The sequence below is a fragment of the Ralstonia sp. RL genome, assembly GCF_001683835.1.
Lineage (GTDB): Bacteria > Pseudomonadota > Gammaproteobacteria > Burkholderiales > Burkholderiaceae > Ralstonia > Ralstonia mannitolilytica.
On sequence record NZ_LWRX01000095.1, the window covers coordinates 72995 to 91444 of the forward strand.

General features: G+C 64.4%; 13 protein-coding genes and 1 pseudogene. 4 read left to right on the plus strand and 10 right to left on the minus strand.

Translation table 11 applies throughout. From position 1 onward, the window contains the following. The first annotated feature begins 80 nt into the window (after positions 1–80). Genes A6M56_RS09340 through A6M56_RS09350 form a run of 3 tightly spaced genes read left to right on the plus strand, consistent with a single transcriptional unit; the run spans position 81 to position 5398 of the window. Entirely contained in the window at positions 81–2855 is a 2775-nt protein-coding gene (locus A6M56_RS09340; protein ID WP_102080892.1) for a type VI secretion system Vgr family protein, read from the plus strand. Beyond that, positions 2852–4399: a hypothetical protein gene (locus A6M56_RS09345; RefSeq protein WP_102080893.1), complete on the plus strand. Its 1548-nt coding sequence runs from the start codon at positions 2852–2854 to the stop codon at positions 4397–4399. Before A6M56_RS09340 ends, A6M56_RS09345 begins: the two co-directional genes overlap by 4 nt. Before the next feature lie 9 nt (positions 4400–4408). Next, positions 4409–5398: a PoNe immunity protein domain-containing protein gene (locus A6M56_RS09350; protein WP_102080894.1), complete on the plus strand. Its 990-nt coding sequence runs from the start codon at positions 4409–4411 to the stop codon at positions 5396–5398. Between the two features lie 349 nt (positions 5399–5747). Here the strand turns inward: A6M56_RS09350 and A6M56_RS09355 are convergent. The 4 genes and pseudogenes from A6M56_RS09355 to ubiD all read right to left on the minus strand — a co-directional run. Further along, a pseudogene (locus tag A6M56_RS09355) lies at positions 5748–5999 on the minus strand (helix-turn-helix domain-containing protein); the annotation flags it as partial. A 21-nt stretch (positions 6000–6020) separates the two neighbouring features. Beyond that, positions 6021–8075: an acetoacetate--CoA ligase gene (locus A6M56_RS09360; protein WP_102080896.1), complete on the minus strand. Its 2055-nt coding sequence runs from the start codon at positions 8073–8075 to the stop codon at positions 6021–6023. An 84-nt stretch (positions 8076–8159) separates the two neighbouring features. After that, entirely contained in the window at positions 8160–9671 is a 1512-nt protein-coding gene (locus tag A6M56_RS09365) for an NAD-dependent succinate-semialdehyde dehydrogenase (protein ID WP_045786235.1), read from the minus strand. 129 nt (positions 9672–9800) lie between these two features. Further along, positions 9801–11312: a 4-hydroxy-3-polyprenylbenzoate decarboxylase gene (gene ubiD / locus A6M56_RS09370; protein WP_062737761.1), complete on the minus strand. Its 1512-nt coding sequence runs from the start codon at positions 11310–11312 to the stop codon at positions 9801–9803. A 539-nt stretch (positions 11313–11851) separates the two neighbouring features. On the opposite strand from ubiD, the gene A6M56_RS09375 reads away from it, so the two are divergent. After that, positions 11852–13033, plus strand: a complete 1182-nt coding sequence (locus A6M56_RS09375; RefSeq protein WP_045786237.1) for a lytic transglycosylase domain-containing protein — start codon at positions 11852–11854, stop codon at positions 13031–13033. Positions 13034–13112: 79 nt separating this feature from the next. Here A6M56_RS09375 and A6M56_RS09380 read toward each other — a convergent pair whose 3' ends face one another. From A6M56_RS09380 to ribD, 6 genes are all read right to left on the minus strand, one after another. Further along, positions 13113–14297 (minus strand): pyridoxal phosphate-dependent aminotransferase, encoded by a 1185-nt coding sequence (locus A6M56_RS09380; RefSeq protein ID WP_102080897.1) that lies wholly within the window; start codon positions 14295–14297, stop codon positions 13113–13115. Positions 14298–14344: 47 nt separating this feature from the next. Beyond that, positions 14345–14812, minus strand: coding sequence for a transcription antitermination factor NusB (gene nusB, locus A6M56_RS09385; protein WP_045786239.1), 468 nt, complete (start codon positions 14810–14812; stop codon positions 14345–14347). Between the two features lie 29 nt (positions 14813–14841). After that, positions 14842–15336, minus strand: a complete 495-nt coding sequence (ribH, locus tag A6M56_RS09390; protein WP_045786240.1) for a 6,7-dimethyl-8-ribityllumazine synthase — start codon at positions 15334–15336, stop codon at positions 14842–14844. A 92-nt stretch (positions 15337–15428) separates the two neighbouring features. Further along, positions 15429–16559 (minus strand): bifunctional 3,4-dihydroxy-2-butanone-4-phosphate synthase/GTP cyclohydrolase II, encoded by a 1131-nt coding sequence (gene ribBA / locus A6M56_RS09395; RefSeq protein WP_045786241.1) that lies wholly within the window; start codon positions 16557–16559, stop codon positions 15429–15431. 131 nt (positions 16560–16690) lie between these two features. Continuing rightward, entirely contained in the window at positions 16691–17326 is a 636-nt protein-coding gene (locus A6M56_RS09400) for a riboflavin synthase (protein WP_045786242.1), read from the minus strand. Between the two features lie 5 nt (positions 17327–17331). Then, positions 17332–18444, minus strand: a complete 1113-nt coding sequence (gene ribD, locus A6M56_RS09405; protein WP_045786243.1) for a bifunctional diaminohydroxyphosphoribosylaminopyrimidine deaminase/5-amino-6-(5-phosphoribosylamino)uracil reductase RibD — start codon at positions 18442–18444, stop codon at positions 17332–17334. Positions 18445–18450 lie beyond the last annotated feature (6 nt).

The window sequence follows — 18450 nt, forward strand, 5'->3', positions numbered from 1 at the left end:
TCGTAATCTTCGTACCCCTAAAATAATCGGTTCTGAAAAATCGATGCGTGGTGTCCCATAACGCTACCATCCCTGAGCCGATGTACCTGCCACAATCCGCACTGTCGGCGTTATCGGGCCTGCTCGGCCAGCACACCCGCCAAATCACCATTGAGACAGCACTGACCACGGATAACTTGGTCGTGGAGCGCTTCACTGCGAAAGAAGCGGTGTCTGCGCCGTTCGTGCTGCACGTGGATTGCCTGAGCCCATCCGCCCACCTCGATACCGCTAAGCTGGCTACCGAGGAAATCACGCTGCGTCTCATGCTGCCCGATGGCAACCGGCGTGCATGGCATGGTTATGTGGTGGGCTGTGCCGCGCTCGGCGGCGATGGGGGTCTTGCACGCTATCGGTTGACTGTCGGTTCTTGGTTCGACCGACTGCGCACGCGCACGGACTGCTACGTCTACGAAAACAAGACCGCGCTGGAAATCATCGAAGAGGTCTTCGCCGACTATCCACTCGCGCATTTCCGTTTGGCGGTGAGCCAGCCAATGAGGAAGCGCTCCATCTGCTGCCAGTACCGCGAAACCGACTTCGCGTTTGTGGAACGCCTGCTAGCAGAAGAGGGCTTGTCCTACCGGTTCGAGCACCAGCAAGGCGATGCATCTCAATCCAGCGATGGCAAGGCGGCGCAATCCCGCCACTGCCTGGTGATTTTTGACAACGACGCCGAACGACCGACCTGCGCACAGCCGGAGATTCGCTTTCACCGCGTGGATGCCACCGAGCAGGAAGACGCCATTGAGCGCCTTTCGCGCACGCATACCGTTGGCACCAATGCGGTGACGCTCGCATCGTGGGACTACAAGGCGCTGGCAGCAACGTCAGCACAAGCGAGTGCTGATGATCCCGGTGGCGAACTGCCGACGCTGGAGAGCTTCGAGGCTTCCGGCCCCTATCGATTCAAGGATGCGAAAGGCGCTGACCACGCGGCGCGTCTACGCATGCAAGCCCATGAGGGCGGCTACCTTCGCTATCAGGGCCAAGGCAGTGTGCGCCAGCTCGGCGCCTGTCAGCGATTCAAGCTCACGCAGCACTTCGATAGCGGCCACAGCGAGTTCGTGACGCTCCAGGTCGAGCATGACGCCGCCAACAACCTCGGCGCCGACCTTGCCCGTCTGTTGGACACCACGGAAATCGAATCGGGCAGCTACCGGAACCGCTTCACCGCCGTGCCGGCTGAGGCTCCCATCGTTCCTGTCTATCGTCGTCGGCCCACTGCACCGGAGGGGCAAGCTGCAGTGGTGATCGCCGATGATGGTGCGCCGCTTACGACCGACCGCGATCACCGCGTGCGTGTCCGCTTCCCGTGGCTTCGCGCTCCAGATACCAGTTCCTTCCGCGACCCGGACAGCAGCGACCGCAGCCAAGTCACCGCCTGGGTACGCGTGGCGACCTCCAGCGCAGGTCCCAATTGGGGTGCGAACCACTTGCCGCGCGCCGGCACGCAGGTGCTGCTGACCTACATCGATGGGGATATTGATAGGCCGCTGGCGGCCATGCAGCTCCACAGCGAGCAGGACGCTTTGCCTTGGCCCGCTCCTGATGCTCCGCTAGGACAGGTACTTTCCGGCTGGCACTCGCAGGGGCTCGGTGGCGAGGGCTACAACCAGTGGGTAGTCGATGACCACCCCGGTCAGCTACGAATGCGGCTGGCAAGCTCCACCGCCAACAGCCAACTCAACCTTGGCTACGTGATGTCGCACGGTGCGACCGGTGGCGAGCGTGGTAGCTGGCGCGGCACCGGGGCGGAACTGCGCACCGATGCGTGGGCGGTTGTGCGCGCTGGCGGGGGGCTGCTGCTCTCGACCACGGCACAACCACGGGCAGGCGGAACATTGCTCGACGCGCACGAGGCACGCGGTCAGCTCACAGCAGCGCAGAAGACCGCGCAGCGCTTGTCCGATGCCGCATCGAGCCAACAGGCATTGCCGCTGGCGGCCAACGAAGCCTTCGACCCGCTCACACAGGCGTTGGACCCCGCCCAGGATGGCCACTACGACAGCAACGTCAATGGGCAGGATGCAACGCAGCCGAACAAGGCACCGGTAGAACGCTTCGGCCAACCCTGGCTGGTGACAGAGTCGCCCACCAGCATTGCGCTCGCCTCGCAGGCAACCACCACCGTCTACGCAGGCCGACACTTGCACGGCACCGCTCAAGGAGACTGGCATCTCGCCGCTGGCAATGTCATTGCCGCTGCAGCGGCCAAAGGTGTGAGCCTGTTTGCGCAGCGCAATGGGGTTCGGGTGATTGCCGAAGGTGGGCCGGTCTCCATTCAGGCCCACACCGATGCGCTGGCAGTGCTCGCTGATAAAGCCGTCACCGTGACTTCCTCTGCGGATTCGGTCGAAATCCTGGCACAGCAGAACATCGTGTTGCATGGCGGCGATTCCATCCTCCGGCTGGAAGGCAATGCGATCACCTTCGAGACGACCAAGCTGGACGTGAAGGGGGCCGGGCATCCGCTGATCGGGCCGGGCGGGCAGGCTGCGACATTGCCGGCATTGCCAGTGGGAGCGCTGGGTGAAACCCCGCACTTCATTGAACTGAATCACCACTACGACGATCTGGAGCCCGTCAAAGGCGCGCCCTACAAGCTGCACTTCAGCGACGGGACCACGATCTCCGGCAAGGTGGATGGCAACGGCTTCGCTCGCCATGAGGGCGTCCCGCCAGGTGAAGCCAAGGTCGAATGGGGTGAAGACGCACGCAAATGGGCAGCCGAGTCGCAACGCACCAATGACCGCTTTGGCGCTGCCGCCGACGCTGACTCTGCCATCGCCCTCGTCAAAAGCTTGTTGTCATGATCGCTCGCACCATTCCCATCACCCAGGTCAAGCCGGACCTGAAGGACTCGCTGCGCATGGCCGTGGCGGAAATCGAACGTTTCCTGGCGATGTTCTACCCGGCCGAAGCGATCGACCAGACCCACGCGGCAAAGGCCATCGCCGGCCAGTGGCTGTCACGCGTCAAGGGCTTCCACGAGGACGACGACTTCCTGCACCTCGTGCGCGACTTCCTGAGCTATGTGCTCAGCGGTGGGGAGCACTCGCGTATCTCGGATCAACTGGCCTATTACTTCTCCGGATTCATGCCGAGCTACGGCTCGGCCTGCATCCTGCTCGGCATGGTCGCCGACGGGTTGCCTTGGTCTGAGGTGCAGGCGTTCATGCACAGCCAGTCCTACGGCAATGCTCGCGAGTACATCGAGACCTTCGATTGGGCCAGTGGACGCGAGCGCGCCGACGCTGAAGTCGATGCGTGGCTGGCTATTCTGCGAGAGCAAGACACCCGCCTGCAAACGGCAATGACGCGTGAGCCCGTCCTGCTCGCGTTTGCCCCGCCAAGCGCTACGCCGAATGGGCCGGTCACGGATGTGCCCGCTCGTGGACCTCTACCCGCGCCACGCCCGCCGGTGCCTGCCGTGCCCCCGGAACCCGAAGCGCAGATGGCGCGCAGGCTGGCGCCGTCGCTGATTCGGATCGCCAAGGTTCCATCCATATCGCTATGGCCTCTCTTGCTTCTTTTAGTCCCGGCTAATGCCCTCAGGAAGAATACGGAGGACGAGGACATGCGGAAGCTGCATGAGCAGTATGCACGGCAGCAGAAGCTGGTCGTACGCGACACGCAGCAGAAGGCGGATGCCACGACCGACCAGACCAACAACGAGTGCAAGGCTCAGATCGAGCAAAACCAGAAGAACGGGGCCGTTTGCGAGAATGACGGCTATGTGTTGATGGAGTCGGCACTGCAGTACAAGCGCTTGGTGAATCCGCCCAAAGGCAAAGGGCTTGATGGTTTGTTTGAGAAGTTGGAGCCGCTCAACCAGCCGGCACCGATGCCGGACACAGTGACCGTGCCCAAGCCGGGGAAGCTGGTGTTTATCCCTGCCGACAAGAAGCCGCCTCGGCCTGAATACGCGTATGCAAAGCCGAAGCCGGGCGTAACGATCGCGCCAACCTATCCAAAGTTTGTCGTGTTCGAGGCCAAGCACATTTCAAAGGGATTTGAGCCGACAGATACAGACGGGATAAAGAAAGAGGCTAGGCGACGGCTGGGGGAAACGTGTGATGGGACGCAGATGAGTGTCCCGTGGACAGAAGAGCGGATTCCTCAAGCGCTCAGGCGAAAAGACAGCCTCATTCGGGATAGGCGGGCGCAGAATGATAAGCGTGAGGAAATAGATGAGCATGGCTACGCTCGCTGGATATTTGTCTGTTTGCCCGGGCCAGTAGGAGACGCAAAGCCGTCGAAGCTATTTGTCTTCATCGACGTTGTTGAAGCGAAGATGGATTTAGAGAAAACTCCCGGCCCAACATCGAGCCATCCTAACGGGAAAAACGGACTATAAGGAGTTGAAATGGCATTCAAGGATGTGCGCCGACAGAAGTTTCTGGACGAAAAAAACTATCGTGAGCTGGATGAGCAACTGGCCGACTATATTCAAAGGTGTTACAAGAAGCTGGCAAACGGTTCCGAGCTTACTGACCAGGCAATGCAGCGTTTCCGTTGGTCGGCGGCCTCTGATGGGTTGCAACAACTGATCCTTCGTTACACGGCAGGCCGTCCCGTTGAGGACCTTCGTGCGCAACTTCCGCAAGTTGTTGAGGACTTCGATGTTTATATCGCTAACGAAGTATCAGCGCGAAAAAAAGACCCTCCACGTAACGTCGCCGACACGCTTGAAATCACTCAGCTCGAAGCCTACGTCTATGTGTTCTGGTTGCTTGCTCTATGCAAACTGCTGCGGCACGAGGCGCTGATTCCCAAGGTCATGAGTTGGGTTGATAAGACATTCGACTTCAATCGGGGCCGGGATATCCTGTTCGAGAACGTTGTGCAGGCGTTGACAGGTAATCATGTCGAATCAGAGAAGGTCTTGCTGCATCCCGAGCCATATCGACCGCTGGGTCGCGCCACCGTGTACGCGCCCGAAGAACGCCCTGCGCTGGTCAAAGAGTTCGTCGAGACTTGGTACAAGCACATGAAACCGTGCTACTGGCACGGTACGCATACCGAAGGCACGTCTTACTTCGGCTATTGGGCTTTCGAGGCAGCGCTTGTCACTGTCCTCTGGGATATTGACGACAGCAGCTACCGGGACAACCTCGTCTATCCCAGGGACTTGGTGGACTGGTATCGAGCCCATGGCAATGGCTACACCGCGCCAAGCACGCCACCGCGCCAGCCAGCCGGCCAGCCATGCCCGAAGGAAGGCTGGTGGTTCACTCCTGCCGCTGCTGGCTCACGACGGCATTTCAAGCAAGGCGAAATCATGCCGGAGGTGCGATCCGACTATGGCTCAACCTTCTGGCAATGGGATAGCGATCAGTCCGCACCGAAGCTGTAGCCTTAGTTCTTGCCGGGGTGCCTGCGTATTACCGGAGGTGCCCCTCTCGGCAGATAACCCACTCGGTATGCCTCGCGTGCCTGTTGTCTGCCGTGCGATGACTGTTGATGGTTGGCGTATGACTTCCAGCCCTCAACGACATGTCGCAGACCCTCACCCAAGAGCAGGAGAGTTTTATCGCTGATGTTGTAGCCGAGCAGTTCGGCAAGACCATGGGCTTCGCGCGATTCGCGGATGCGCTGGCGATGACTGCGAGGACATCGCTGGATTCGAGGCTGTTCCCAGCATCGACGTGGTTCGGCGTATATGGGCCGCCTACGTCTGGCGCCAAGGCTGACCGTGCATATGACTATGGCGTTTGTTTGCGTCGCCGAAGTTGCGGATGCTTCGCCCGGAGTAGGGCCGTGAACTGCTGGACAAAGCTCACCACGAGCGCCCGTTCGTCCTCGTCCAAGTCTTTGAGCACGTCAGACACCGCAGCACTCTGATCGTCAATGTGCCGTGATCCGCGCCGCAAAAGCGCGTCCACAGTGCAGTCCAGTGCATCGCTCAACTGCTGAAGCCGGTACAGGGTAGGGACCCGCGTACCGCGTTCCCATCGAGACGCCGCCGGCTTGCCGGCCTAACTTCGCCAAGACTCCAATGCCGGCGCGGATCCGCCGGCAGCGGCGGTTTGCGCGGCGAGCGTGTGCGCGTAGTCGACATACCAGGCCAGCACCTCCGGGTTGGCCATCGCATCGGGATTGGCGATACGCTCCGGCGGCGCGCCCAGCAGCAGCTTCTTGATCGGCACTTCCATTTTCTTGCCCGACAGCGTGCGCGGCACGCCCGGCGCTTGCACGATCACGTTGGGCACATGCCGCGCCGACAGCCCGGCCTTGATACGCGCATTGATCGTGCCACGCAGCGTGTCGTCGAGCACGGCCCCTTCGCGCAGCACGACGAACAGCGGCATGAACGATTCCCGGCCGAGGAATTCCAGGTCGACAACGAGGCTGTCGAGCACTTCCGGCAGGTCTTCCACCACGCGATACAGCTCGGCCGTGCCCATGCGGATGCCGTGGCGGTTGATGGTTGCGTCGGACCGCCCGTAGATGATGGCGCCGCCGCGCGGAGTGATCTTGATCCAGTCGCCGTGGCGCCACTGGCCGGGGTACATGTCGAAGTAGCTGTCGCGGTAGCGGCTGCCGTCGGTGTCGCCCCAGAAGAAGAGCGGCATCGAGGGGATGGGCGCCGTGCAGACGAGTTCACCCACCGCATCGATGAGCGGGTTGCCCGCTTCATCCAGCGCTTCCACGCGCGAGCCGAGGTTGCGGCATTGCATCTCGCCGGCGTAGACGGGCAGGGTGGCCACGCCGCCGACGAAGCAGCCGGCAAAGTCTGTGCCGCCGGAGATCGGGTTGAGCCAGACGTCGGCCTTGACGTGGCGGTAGATCCAGTCGTAAGCCTCGGCCGACAGCGGCGAACCGGTCGAGCCGATCGCACGCAGCTTCGACAGGTCGAAGTCGCGACCGGGCTCGATGCCGGCTTTCAGGCAATTGGCGAAGAACGCCGCGCCGGCGCCGAAGAACGTCACGCCTGCGTCCTGTGCGAAGCGCCACAACGTGTTCAGATCGGGCGTGCCGGGGTTGCCGTCGTAGATGGCGAGGGTCACGCCGCCGAGCAGGCCGCTCGCCTGCGAATTCCACATGACCCAGCCGGTGCTGCTGTACCAGTGGTAGACGTCGTCGGGGCCGAGGTCGAGATGCAACGCGCCCATCATCGTCTGCACGAGCAGCAGGCCGCCATGGCCGTGCACGATGGGCTTGGGCATGCCGGTGGTGCCCGACGAGTACAGGATCCACAGCGGGTGATCCGCCGCCACGGGCGTGATGACGAGCGGTACGTCGTCGGCAGTCAGGTCGCGCCAGTCGCGGGCGTGCGGGAACTGCGTGCGGTCGATGTCGCCGTGCAGTTGCGGCACCAGCACGAGATGCTCGACGGTCGGCAGCGCGGCCATCATCTCGGCGACCACGCCGGTGCGGTCGAACGCGCGGCCGCCGTAGTGGTAGCCGTCCACCGCGATCAGCACCTTCGGTTCGATCTGGCGGAAGCGGTCCGTGACGGCCACCTGGCCCATGTCCGGCGCGCAGACTGACCAGATCGCCCCGATGCTGGCCGTGGCGAGGAACGCGACGATGGCGTCCGGCGTGTTCGACAGGTATGCCGCCACGCGGTCGCCCGGCGCCACGCCCATCTCGCGCAGCGCCGCAGCCAGCGAGGCGACGCGGCGGCGCAGTTCGCGCCAGGACAGGTCGGCCAGCGGTTGGGTCTCGCTGGCGTAGCGGATGGCGGTGCGGTCAGGGCTGCCGCCTTCCTCCACATGACGCATGACCTGATCGACGTAGTTCAGCTTGGCGCCGACCAGCCATTGCGCGCCCGGCATGGTGCGGTCGCCCAGCATCTGCGTGAACGGTGTCGAGGCGCGCAGGTCGAGGTAATCCCAGACGGAGGTCCAGAACGCCTCCAGCTCAGTGGTGGACCAGTCCCAGACTTGCGCGTAGCCCTCGGGCGTGGTGGCCGAGAAGCGCAGCCCGCGTTCGCGCGCAAGCCAGTCGAGGTAATGCGTCAGGCGCGCGTTGGCAATGAAGTCAGCCGAGGGCGTCCACAGCAGGGCGCCTTCCTGAATGGTGCTCATATGTCTCCTCCGCCAGATGGGAAATCGGCAAGGGAGGCCGCCCCCGCTATCGATGTGCGGCGGGTCGGCCCGGGGGGATGCGGCTCAGATGCCACCCATGCACAGGTACTTCAGCTCGAGGTATTCGTCGATACCGTAGACCGAGCCTTCGCGGCCCAGGCCCGATTGCTTGATGCCGCCGAACGGCGCCACCTCGTTCGAGATCAGCCCCGTGTTGATGCCGACCATGCCGTATTCGAGCTGCTCGGCCACGCGCCAGATGCGGCCGATGTCGCGGCTGAAGAAGTACGACGCCAGGCCAAATTCGGTGTCGTTGGCCAGGCGCACGACTTCCGCTTCGTCCTGGAACTTGAAGATGGCGGAGACCGGGCCGAAAGTTTCTTCGCGCGCGATCAGCATGTCGGGTGTGGCGTCGGCCAGCACGGTCGGCTCGACAAAGCGCTGCGAACCGAAGCCCTGCATCAGCTTGCCGCCGGCGGTCAGGCGCGCGCCCTTTTGCGTCGCGTCGCTGATGTGGCGCTGCACTTTCTCCACGGCCTGGTCGTCGATCAGCGGGCCTTGCACCACGCCCGACTCGAAGCCGTTGCCGACCTTGATGCCCTTGACCTTGGCCGAGAGCTTCTCGACAAACGCGTCGTACACCGAGGCATGCACGTAAAAACGGTTCGTACACACGCACGTCTGGCCGGCGTTGCGGTACTTCGACTGCACCGCGCCCTCCACGGCGGCATCGATATCGGCGTCGTCGAACACGATGAACGGCGCATGGCCGCCCAGCTCCAGCGCCACCTTCTTCACTGTCGGCGAGCACTGCTGCATCAGGATGCGGCCGACCGGCGTCGACCCCGTGAACGACAGATGCCGCACGATCGGCGATTCGCACAAGGCCTTGCCGATGGCGATCGAGCGATCCGCGTCACCCGTCACGACGTTGACGACGCCCTTCGGAATGCCAGCGCGGTGCGCCAGTTCGGCCATCGCGAGCGCAGACAGCGGCGTCTGCTCGGCCGGCTTGATGACGATGGTGCAGCCTGCCGCCATGGCCGGTGCAACTTTGCGGGTGATCATCGCCAGCGGAAAGTTCCACGGCGTGATGGAGGCGCACACGCCCACCGGCTGCTTGAGCACCACCATGCGCTTGTCGCGCCAGGTGCTGGCCATGACGTCGCCGGAGACGCGCTTGGCCTCTTCGGCAAACCATTCGATGAAAGACGCGCCGTAGACGATTTCGCCCTTGGCTTCGGCCAGCGGCTTGCCTTGTTCAGCCGTCATCAGCGCGGCGAGGTCGTCGGCGTTGGCGATCAGCAGGTCGAACCAGCGGCGCATCAGGCCGGCGCGCTCCTTGCCGGTCAGCTCGCGCCACGCGGGCCACGCCGCATTGGCCGCGTCGATGGCGCGCAGCGTTTCTGCGTGCCCGAGATTGGCGACATCGGTCAGGTGTGCGTTGGTGGCAGGGTCGTAGACGGGGAAGGTGGCGCCGTCTGCCGCGCCCACCCAGGCCCCGTCGACATAGGACTGCGTTTTGACGAGGGTGCGGTCTGTGATGCGCTCCAGCGCGTTGGCGGCGGTGCGGGATGCGTCGAGTGCTTCGGCCATGGCGTTCTCCATAAGGAAGGCGGGCCCAGTCGACAAAGAGGGCCCGCCTTTTAGATGCAGCAGTCGCTTAACTCGCTAAGAATAACCGAACGATCGTTCGCTCGCAGGCCACGCCGCCAAGCCTTGTGGTTAGTGGAAGAGCGTGTCCCACATGGCGTCGACGCGGGCTTTGACAGCGGTCTCCATGACGATGGGCTGGCCCCATTCGCGCGTGGTTTCGCCAGGCCATTTGTTGGTGGCGTCGATGCCCATCTTGGAGCCCAAGCCTGACACCGGGGACGCGAAATCTAGGTAATCGATCGGCGTGTTCTCGACCATGACCGTGTCGCGCGCCGGATCCACGCGCGTGGTGATTGCCCAGATCACTTCCTTCCAGTCGCGCAGGTTCACGTCGTCGTCCACCACCACGATGAACTTCGTATACATGAACTGCCGCAGGAAGCTCCACACGCCAAACATCACGCGCTTGGCGTGGCCGGCGTATTGCTTCTTCATGCTGACCAGCGCCATGCGATAGCTGCAGCCTTCGGGCGGCAGGTAGAAATCGGCAATCTCCGGAAACTGCTTCTGCAGCAGCGGCACGAACACTTCATTGAGCGCCACGCCCAGCACGGCCGGCTCATCGGGCGGCTTGCCTGTATACGTGGAGTGATAGATCGGGTCGCGGCGCATCGTGATGCGCTCGACCGTGAACACGGGGAACCAGTCCTGCTCGTTGTAATAGCCGGTGTGATCGCCGAAGGGGCCTTCGAGCGCGTGCTGGTAGCCGCTCGGGTGCGTTGGGTCCGGCTGGATGTGGCCTTCGAGGATGATCTCGGCGCCGGCCGGCACCTGCAGTTGTGCCTGCGCCAGCGAAGGCGTCAGACAGGTCGCAAGCTCGGTCCGGCTGCCGCGCAGCAGCCCCGCAAACTGGTACTCAGATAGCGTATCCGGCACCGGCGTCACCGCGCCGAGGATGGTGGCCGGGTCGGCGCCCAGCGCCACCGCAATCGGAAACGGCTGGCCCGGATTCGCGATGGCGTGTTCGCGGAAATCCAGCGCGCCGCCCCGGTGCGCCAGCCAACGCATGATGACCTGGTTGCGACTGATGACCTGCTGCCGGTAGATACCCAGGTTCTGCCGCTTCTTGTGCGGCCCGCGCGTGATGACCAGCCCCCATGTGACGAGCGGCGCCGCATCGCCGGGCCAGCACGTCTGTACGGGAATGCGCGAGAGGTCAACGTCATTCCCTTCCCACACGATCTCCTGGCACGCCGGCGACGACACCTTGCGCGGTGCCATATCCCACACGGCCTTGGCCATCGTCCACAGCTTGCCGGCTTCACGCAGACCGCGCGGCGGTTCGGGCTCTTTCAACGCCGAGAGCAGGCGACCGACGTCCCGCAGTTCATCGAGCGACTCCGCGCCCATGCCCAGCGCCACGCGCCGCGTGGTGCCGAACAGGTTGGCGAGCACGGGCATGTCGTACTTGCGCGCACCGTCCGCCGGCCGTTCGAAGACGACCGCCGGGCCCTCCGCGCGCAGCAGGCGGTCACAGACTTCCGTCATTTCCAGGCGCGGCGACACCGGCTGGCGCACGCGGCGCAACTCGCCGGTGCGTTCCAGTTGGGCGAGAAAGTCACGTAAGTCCCTGTATTGCATGGAAATTTTGTAACCAAAGGTAAGGTGGATCGTCTATCACGCGGAGACCCGGGCCCGCCAAATGGTGGTCGGGCCGCGGTTTTTTTGGTGTAGGCAGGGTGGCCGCGATTGTAAGGCCAAAACCCCATGGCACCCTGATGACAGAACGAACCGCAGGTCGGCGGCGCCGAACAACGCGACCCTTTTCATAACCTTTTGATATGAAAATCGATTTCTTTATGATTGACTTGGAATAACGCGCTTCCTACAATCCAAATCGATCTGGCAATTGTTGCGTCGCAACATATCTTCGGCTAGTGCCCTCGCCCATTCTCTCGCTCGTATGAGGGGCGATGCCAGAGCACTTCATCATCGCTGCGGGACGTGACCTCCCCAAGGACACGCCCCGCATTTGTCTGGGCACAAGGGGAGTGCCCCCAACAGATGCCGGCTGACTGCAACAGCGCGGCATCCTTACTAAAAACCGTTGCGATTCGAAACGCACGGCGCCATGCAAAAGAAAGGCGCCCACCGGATCTGCGCAGCGGACGGAGGTAAGTATGAACGGTTGGAAAACCCTTCATTCTTCCGGGATCGGTTCGGCGCTGCAACGTCGACTCGTCGCCCCGGTTGGCCGCCGCCTCGCGCGTGCAGGCCAAGTTGCGCTGCCTCGTAAGCTGCGCATGGAGTTGAACGCAGGGGGCGCCGTCGCGTCCCGCAATGAAATGCATCCGGGGGTGCTGCTGGTGTTCCGCAGCGGGCATGTCGTGCTCAACAGCATCGGCGTGCTGGCGGTGGTGGCTGCCGTCGCGCTCTCGCTGAACAGCGAATGGCGTGCCATGGTGGCCCAGCGGGTGCTCAAGTTCGCGCCAGGTGCGAATGCTAGCGCGGCTTCGGCCGCGCCGTCGCGTAGTGCTACGGCCGGCTTGGAGCCGGTTGCATTTGCGCCTGCCGCTCCGGCAGCCGGCGCGGGTTTAGCGCCGCCCGTGGTCGAAGGGGCTGGCTCGCAGGGCGCCGCAGTCGTTGCGGCCGGGTGGGACACGCTCTCGAAGGTGCCGTCCGTCGCCGAACTGGCCGCACAGATCCCGAACACGCAGGTCGTTCGCGAGGCACGTGAGTCGGCAACCGCCGGTACCCCGCGCGAGCAGGCTGCCGTGGCCGAATACATCGCCCGCAAGTACCGCGTGGCGGCGACCGCCACCGGCCAGCTCGTCAAGGCGGCGTACCAGACCGGCAAGGAAGTCGGCCTCGATCCGCTGCTGATCCTGGGCGTGATGGCCATCGAGTCCAGCTTCAACCCGTTCGCCGAGAGCGGCATGGGTGCGCAGGGCCTGATGCAGGTCATGACCAAGGTCCACCAGGACAAGTACGAAGTGATGGGCGGCGTGGGTGCCGCACTGAACCCGTACGCCAACATCAAGGTGGGTGCGCTGGTGCTCAAGGATTGCATCGCCCGTGCCGGTTCGATCGAGGGCGGCCTGAAGCTGTACGTCGGCGCGGTGACGCAGGGTGACGGCGGCTACGGCGGCAAGGTGCTCGCCGAACGTTCGCGCTTGCGCATGGTGGCGACGGGGCGCCGCTCGCCCGTGACGATGGCGGCGGAGCGCGAGCCGGTGAAGGCCGTTGCCGCACCGGTGACGCAGGCCGAAGCCAAGGCGCAGGCCAAGCCGGCCGACAAGCAGCCGCTCAGCGGCCAGCAGGAGGAAGCCCGCCTGGAAGACAAGTCGCAGGGCCAGGCCTGATCGACGATTCTTGCCACGCTATATAAGAAAGGCCGTCTTGAGGGACGGCCTTCTTGTTTGGGCGAACGCACCAGCGATTTTATTGGCTGAACAGTCGGCCAAGCCTCGAAACGGCTTCTTCCAGATGGTCCATTGCGGTGGCGTACGACAGGCGGATGTAGTGCTGCGCCGTGTGCGGGCCGAAGTCCAGCCCCGGCACGAGCACGACCCCGGCGTCATGCAGCATCGACTGCGTGAGTGCGTCAGCATTGCCGGCGTGCGGGTGGTGCACGCCGCGGCAGTCGGCATACACATAGAATGCACCGTCCGGCTTGACGGGTACCTTGAAGCCCAGCGATTCCAGTGCCGGCACGATGAAATCGCGGCGGCGGCGGAATTCCGCCTTGCGGTCTTCGTAGATGGCCAGCGCCTGCGGCTCAAAGCAAGCCAGCGCCGCATGCTGCGCCACCGCCGAAGCGCAGATGAACAGGTTTTGCGCGACCTTCTCGAATTCGGGCACCAGCTCAGCAGGCGCGACGAGCCAGCCGAGGCGCCAGCCCGTCATGTTGAAGTACTTCGAAAAGCTGTTGATCGTGACGACATCGTCGCCGAAAGAGAGGGCGGAAACTGGCGCTTGGTCGTATGACAGACCCTGATAGATCTCATCGACGATCGTGAATCCGCCGCGCGCGCGCACCGTCTGCACGATGCGCTGCAACTCGTCGGGCAGGATCGACGTGCCGGTCGGGTTGGACGGGGAAGCCAGCAGCACGCCCTGTGTGCGCTTACTCCAGTGGGCGGCGACCTGTCCGGCCGTCAGCTGGAAACGGTCTTCCGGCCCCGACGGCACCAGCCTGGCCACGCCGTCGAAGGCCGCAACGAAATGCCGGTTGCACGGATAGCTCGGATCCGGCATCAGGACTTCGCCGCCGATCTCCACCAGCACCGCGCACGCCAGCAGCAGCGCTGCCGACGCGCCGGCCGTCACGATGATCCGCTCGGGCGCAATGTCGAGGCCGTACGTGGTCTGGTAGTAGCGCGCAATCGCCTCGCGCAGCGGGCGGATGCCGAGCGCCCCAGTGTATTGCGTGACGCCGCGCCGCATGGCATCGACGGCGGCCTGCACGACGGGCTCGGCGGCCGTGAAGTCCGGCTCGCCGATGCCCATGTGGATGATGCTGCGCCCGGCCAATTCCAGCTCGCGGGCCTGCTTGGCCAGCTCCATCACATGGAAGGCGCGGATATTGGCCAGCCGGGCGGCCGTGTGCAGGCGGTGGGCATCCATCTCGGGCGAAGCAGAGGAAGGGGAAACGAACAGCAGAACGCCGGAATTTACCGGCGGGCGGCCACCTCGACCGCACGCACCTGGGCGGCCAGCTTGTCGAGCACGCCGTTGACGTACTTGTAGCCTTCCACGCCGCCAAAGGTCTTGGCCAACTCGACCGCCTCGTTGATCACGACCTTGTACGGGATGTCCAGGCAGTGCACCAGTTCGTATGCGCCGACCAGCAGCGCAGCGCGCTCCACCGGCGAGAGCTCGGCTACCGGGCGGTCGAGGTACGGCGTGAAGGCCTCGGTGAGCGTCGTTTCTTCGCGGATGGCGCCGTGCAGCAGGGCATCAAAGTGGGCGCGGTCCGCCTTGTTGAAGCCCTGTGCGTCGTGCAGGTGCGCTTCTACCACGCCCGGATCGTTGCGGTTGAGCAGCCATTGGTACAGCCCCTGCAGCGCCAGTTCGCGTGCACGGCGGCGCGCGCTCTTGGCGGGCGCCTTGGTCTTGGCTGGGGAATTGTCTTGCGTCATGAAAAAAGCCCTTGCGCGGATGCTCGCGCTTATTCGTTCTCGTCGTCCTGGCCGTGGTCCTGCAGGCCATGCAACGCATTGGTCAGATTGGCCATCTCGACAGCGGCACGGGCGCAGTCGCGGCCCTTCTCGCGGGTGCGGGCGTGGGCCTGGGCATCGGTGTCGGTGGTGAGGATGCCGTTGGCGATGGCGATGTTGAAATCCAGGCCGACACGCGTGATGCCCGCGCCGGACTCGTTGGACACCAGCTCGAAGTGGTACGTCTCGCCGCGGATGACGGCGCCGAGCGCGATCAGCGCATCGAACTGGCCCGATTCGGCCATCTTTTGCAGTGCAAGCGGCACTTCCAGCGCGCCGGGCACGGTGACGAGCAGCACGTCTTCGCCGGCCACGCCGAGTTGCTCGAGCTCGTCGACGCATGCTTCGCGCAGTGCCTCGCACACGGGCTCGTTGAAACGCGCCTGGACGATGCCGATGCGCAAGCCTTCGCCGTTGAGATTGGTCGGGTAGAAGCCGTGGTCCATGGTGTATTCCGGTTTGGGTTGCCGCCGGGGCAACGTCACGAGATCAAGAAGCAGAAAACCAGCGCGGCAGCCGAGGCCGCCGCAGAAAATCCTCAATGCGTCGCCGCGTTGGCGGTCTCCGGGGTATCGGCCATCGACTGATACGCGGTGACCTCCAGGTCGTAGCCCGTCATGCTGGGCAGCTTGAGCGGCGAAGCCAGCACGCGCATCTTGCCCACGCCCACATCCTTGAGAATCTGCGCGCCGATGCCGTAGATGCGCGGGTCGGGTTTGGTGCGTGGGCGCTCGTGCGGGGCGTCCAGGGCACTGAACTGCGTAAACAGCCGCTCGGGCGAGTCGCCGCAATTGAGCAGCACGACCACGCCGGTCGGCGCCGCCTGCACGGCACGCAAGGCGGCCGGCACACTCCACGAGTGCGTCGTGCGCTGGCATTCGAGCAGATCGAGCACCGACAGCGGCTCGTGCACGCGCACCAGCGTCTCCGTGCCGGGGCTTGGGGTGCCCTTGACCAGCGCCAGATGGGCGCGGCCGGCGGCACGGTCCCGGAAGGCAACGGCGCGGAAGTTACCGAACTGCGTTTCCATCGTGCGTTCACCCACGCGCTCGACGATGCTCTCGGTGCGGCTGCGGTATTGGATCAGGTCGGCAATCGTGCCGATCTTCAGGCCATGCTCCTTGGCGAACTCCACCAGATCCGGCAGGCGCGCCATGGTGCCGTCGTCCTTCATGATTTCGCAGATGACCGAGGCGGGCGACAGCCCAGCCAGCGCGGCCAGATCGCAACCGGCTTCGGTGTGACCGGCGCGCATCAGCACGCCGCCGGGCTGGGCCATCAGCGGGAAGATGTGGCCGGGCTGCACCAGGTCTTCGGGCTTGGCATCGCGGGCGACGGCGGCCTGCACGGTGCGGGCGCGGTCGGCGGCGGAAATGCCGGTGGTCACGCCCTCGGCAGCTTCGATCGACACGGTGAAGTTGGTGCCATGCGGCGTACCGTTGCGGCTCACCATCAGCGGCAGATCGAGTTGGCGGCAGCGATCAGCGGTGAGCGTCAGGCAGATCAGCCCGCGGCCGAAGCGCGCCATGAAGTTGATGGCCTCGGGCGTGACGTAATCCGCCGCCAGGATCAGGTCGCCTTCGTTCTCGCGATCTTCCTCGTCGACCAGGATGACCATCCGGCCGGCGCGGATTTCGGCAATGATTTCTTCAACTGTGGCGATCGACATGGCGTGGCAGGGCTGCGCGCCGCCGGCCGACCCCCGCGTATTCGTATCGATGGGGCGCCGCGCGACTGCATAAATGGGAAGCCCGCTATTGTACGCCAAGGCGGCCGAGGCAATGCCCCGGCGGCGGGGGCTTAGGCGCTCGCGGCCGGCGCCAGGGTCGTCTGGCTCAGCATGCGCTCGACATAGCGGGCGATCAGGTCGATCTCGAGGTTGACCTGGCTCCCAGCCTTCAGGTGCTTGAGGGTGGTGACGGCGACCGTATGCGGGATCAGGTTGATGGAGAATTCGCAGCCGTCGGCGTCATCGCGCACACTGTTGACGGTCAGGGACACGCCATTCACCACGACAGAGCCCTTGTACGCCAGATACTTGCCGAGTTCCGCAGGCGCGCGCACGCGCAGCTCGTGAGACTCGCCCACCGGCGCGAAATGTGTAACGGTGCCAAGACCGTCGACGTGGCCAGACACCAGATGGCCGCCGATGTGGTCGGCCAGCCGCAGCGCCTTCTCCAGATTGACCTCGCCGGGGCGTTCCAGCCCGACGGTCTTGGAGAGCGATTCACGCGAGACGTCGACGTCGAATCGGGTGTCGGTCTTGGCCACGACCGTCATGCAGGCGCCCTGGATGGCGATCGAATCGCCCAGCGCCACGTCCGCCAGCGGCAGGCCGCCGGCGTCGATGGACAGGCGCACGCCCGCATCAGGGTTGGCACCCAGCGGCGTGACGGTTTCAATACGGCCAACTGCGGCAACGATTCCCGTGAACATGGTGGTCAGTCTGTAGGGTTGCGGCGCGCCAGGATGCGGAGGTCGCCCCCGATGCGCGAGATGTCATGAAAGAAGAACTCGGCCGCGCCTTCCAGTGTCTGCAGCGGCCCCATATTGAACATGCCCTGGCCCGAACCCAGCACCTTGGGCGCCAGGTAGACCAGGATTTCGTCGACCAGCCCCTCGCGCAGCAATGAGCCGTTGAGCTTGAAGCCGGCTTCGACGTGCAGTTCGTTGATCTCGCGGCGGCCGAGCTCGCGCAGCATGGCGGCCAGATCGACCTTGCCGTCGGCGTTGGGCAGGAGGATGACCTCTGCGCCGCGTTCGGCCAGCGCGCGCATGCGGCCGGCTTCCGGGTGGGCGGCAAAGATCAGTGTGGGTTCGTGGTGGCCGTCGGTGGTGAGGATGTGCGCGTCGAGCGGCACGTCCAGCTGGGAATCGATCAGCACGCGGCGTGGCTGGCGCGGGGTGGAAACGGCCCGCACCGTGAGGCGAGGATTGTCTTCGCGCACTGTGCCGATGCCGGTGAGGATGGCGCATGCACGGGCGCGCCAGCGGTGCCCGTCGTTACGCGCTTCGGTTTCGGTGATCCATTGGCTGATGCCGTTGTCCAGCGCCGTGCGGCCATCCAGCGATGCCCCGACCTTCACGCGGACCCACGGCGTGCCGCGCGTCATGCGCGAGACGAAGCCGATGTTCAACTCGCGCGCCTCACGCTCCAGCAGGCCGCAACGCACGTCGATGCCGGCATCCCGCAGCCTTTGCAGGCCGCGCCCGGAGACGGCGGGGTTCGGATCCTCCATGGCGGCCACCACGCGCGCGATACCCGCTTCGACGAGCCGATCCGCGCAGGGCGGGGTGCGGCCGAAATGGCTGCAGGGCTCCAGCGTCACATAGGCGGTGGCACCCCGCACATCTTCGCCGCGCGATTGGGCATCCTTGATGGCCTGGATTTCTGCATGATCCTGGCCGGCGGGCTGCGTATAGCCTTCGCCGATGACGGTGTCGCCGCGCACGATCACGCATCCGACGCGCGGATTGGGCGTGGTGGTAAACAGGCCCTTCTCGGCCAGCGCCAGGGCGCGCTGCATCATGGCGTGGTCGAAATCGGAAAACATGGGCGT

What these genes read in the sequence shown, in the direction of transcription:
- ribD (WP_045786243.1), bottom strand. Translation starts at nt 18,444, where the DNA reads ATGTTTTCCGATTTCGACCACGCCATGATGCAGCGCGCCCTGGCGCTG.
- A6M56_RS09350 (WP_102080894.1), top strand. Translation starts at nt 4,409, where the DNA reads ATGGCATTCAAGGATGTGCGCCGACAGAAGTTTCTGGACGAAAAAAAC.
- A6M56_RS09380 (WP_102080897.1), bottom strand. Translation starts at nt 14,297, where the DNA reads ATGGATGCCCACCGCCTGCACACGGCCGCCCGGCTGGCCAATATCCGC.
- ubiD (WP_062737761.1), bottom strand. Translation starts at nt 11,312, where the DNA reads ATGCAATACAGGGACTTACGTGACTTTCTCGCCCAACTGGAACGCACC.
- A6M56_RS09340 (WP_102080892.1), top strand. Translation starts at nt 81, where the DNA reads ATGTACCTGCCACAATCCGCACTGTCGGCGTTATCGGGCCTGCTCGGC.
- nusB (WP_045786239.1), bottom strand. Translation starts at nt 14,812, where the DNA reads ATGACGCAAGACAATTCCCCAGCCAAGACCAAGGCGCCCGCCAAGAGC.
- A6M56_RS09345 (WP_102080893.1), top strand. Translation starts at nt 2,852, where the DNA reads ATGATCGCTCGCACCATTCCCATCACCCAGGTCAAGCCGGACCTGAAG.
- A6M56_RS09360 (WP_102080896.1), bottom strand. Translation starts at nt 8,075, where the DNA reads ATGAGCACCATTCAGGAAGGCGCCCTGCTGTGGACGCCCTCGGCTGAC.
- A6M56_RS09400 (WP_045786242.1), bottom strand. Translation starts at nt 17,326, where the DNA reads ATGTTCACGGGAATCGTTGCCGCAGTTGGCCGTATTGAAACCGTCACG.
- ribBA (WP_045786241.1), bottom strand. Translation starts at nt 16,559, where the DNA reads ATGTCGATCGCCACAGTTGAAGAAATCATTGCCGAAATCCGCGCCGGC.
- A6M56_RS09365 (WP_045786235.1), bottom strand. Translation starts at nt 9,671, where the DNA reads ATGGCCGAAGCACTCGACGCATCCCGCACCGCCGCCAACGCGCTGGAG.
- ribH (WP_045786240.1), bottom strand. Translation starts at nt 15,336, where the DNA reads ATGGACCACGGCTTCTACCCGACCAATCTCAACGGCGAAGGCTTGCGC.
- A6M56_RS09375 (WP_045786237.1), top strand. Translation starts at nt 11,852, where the DNA reads ATGAACGGTTGGAAAACCCTTCATTCTTCCGGGATCGGTTCGGCGCTG.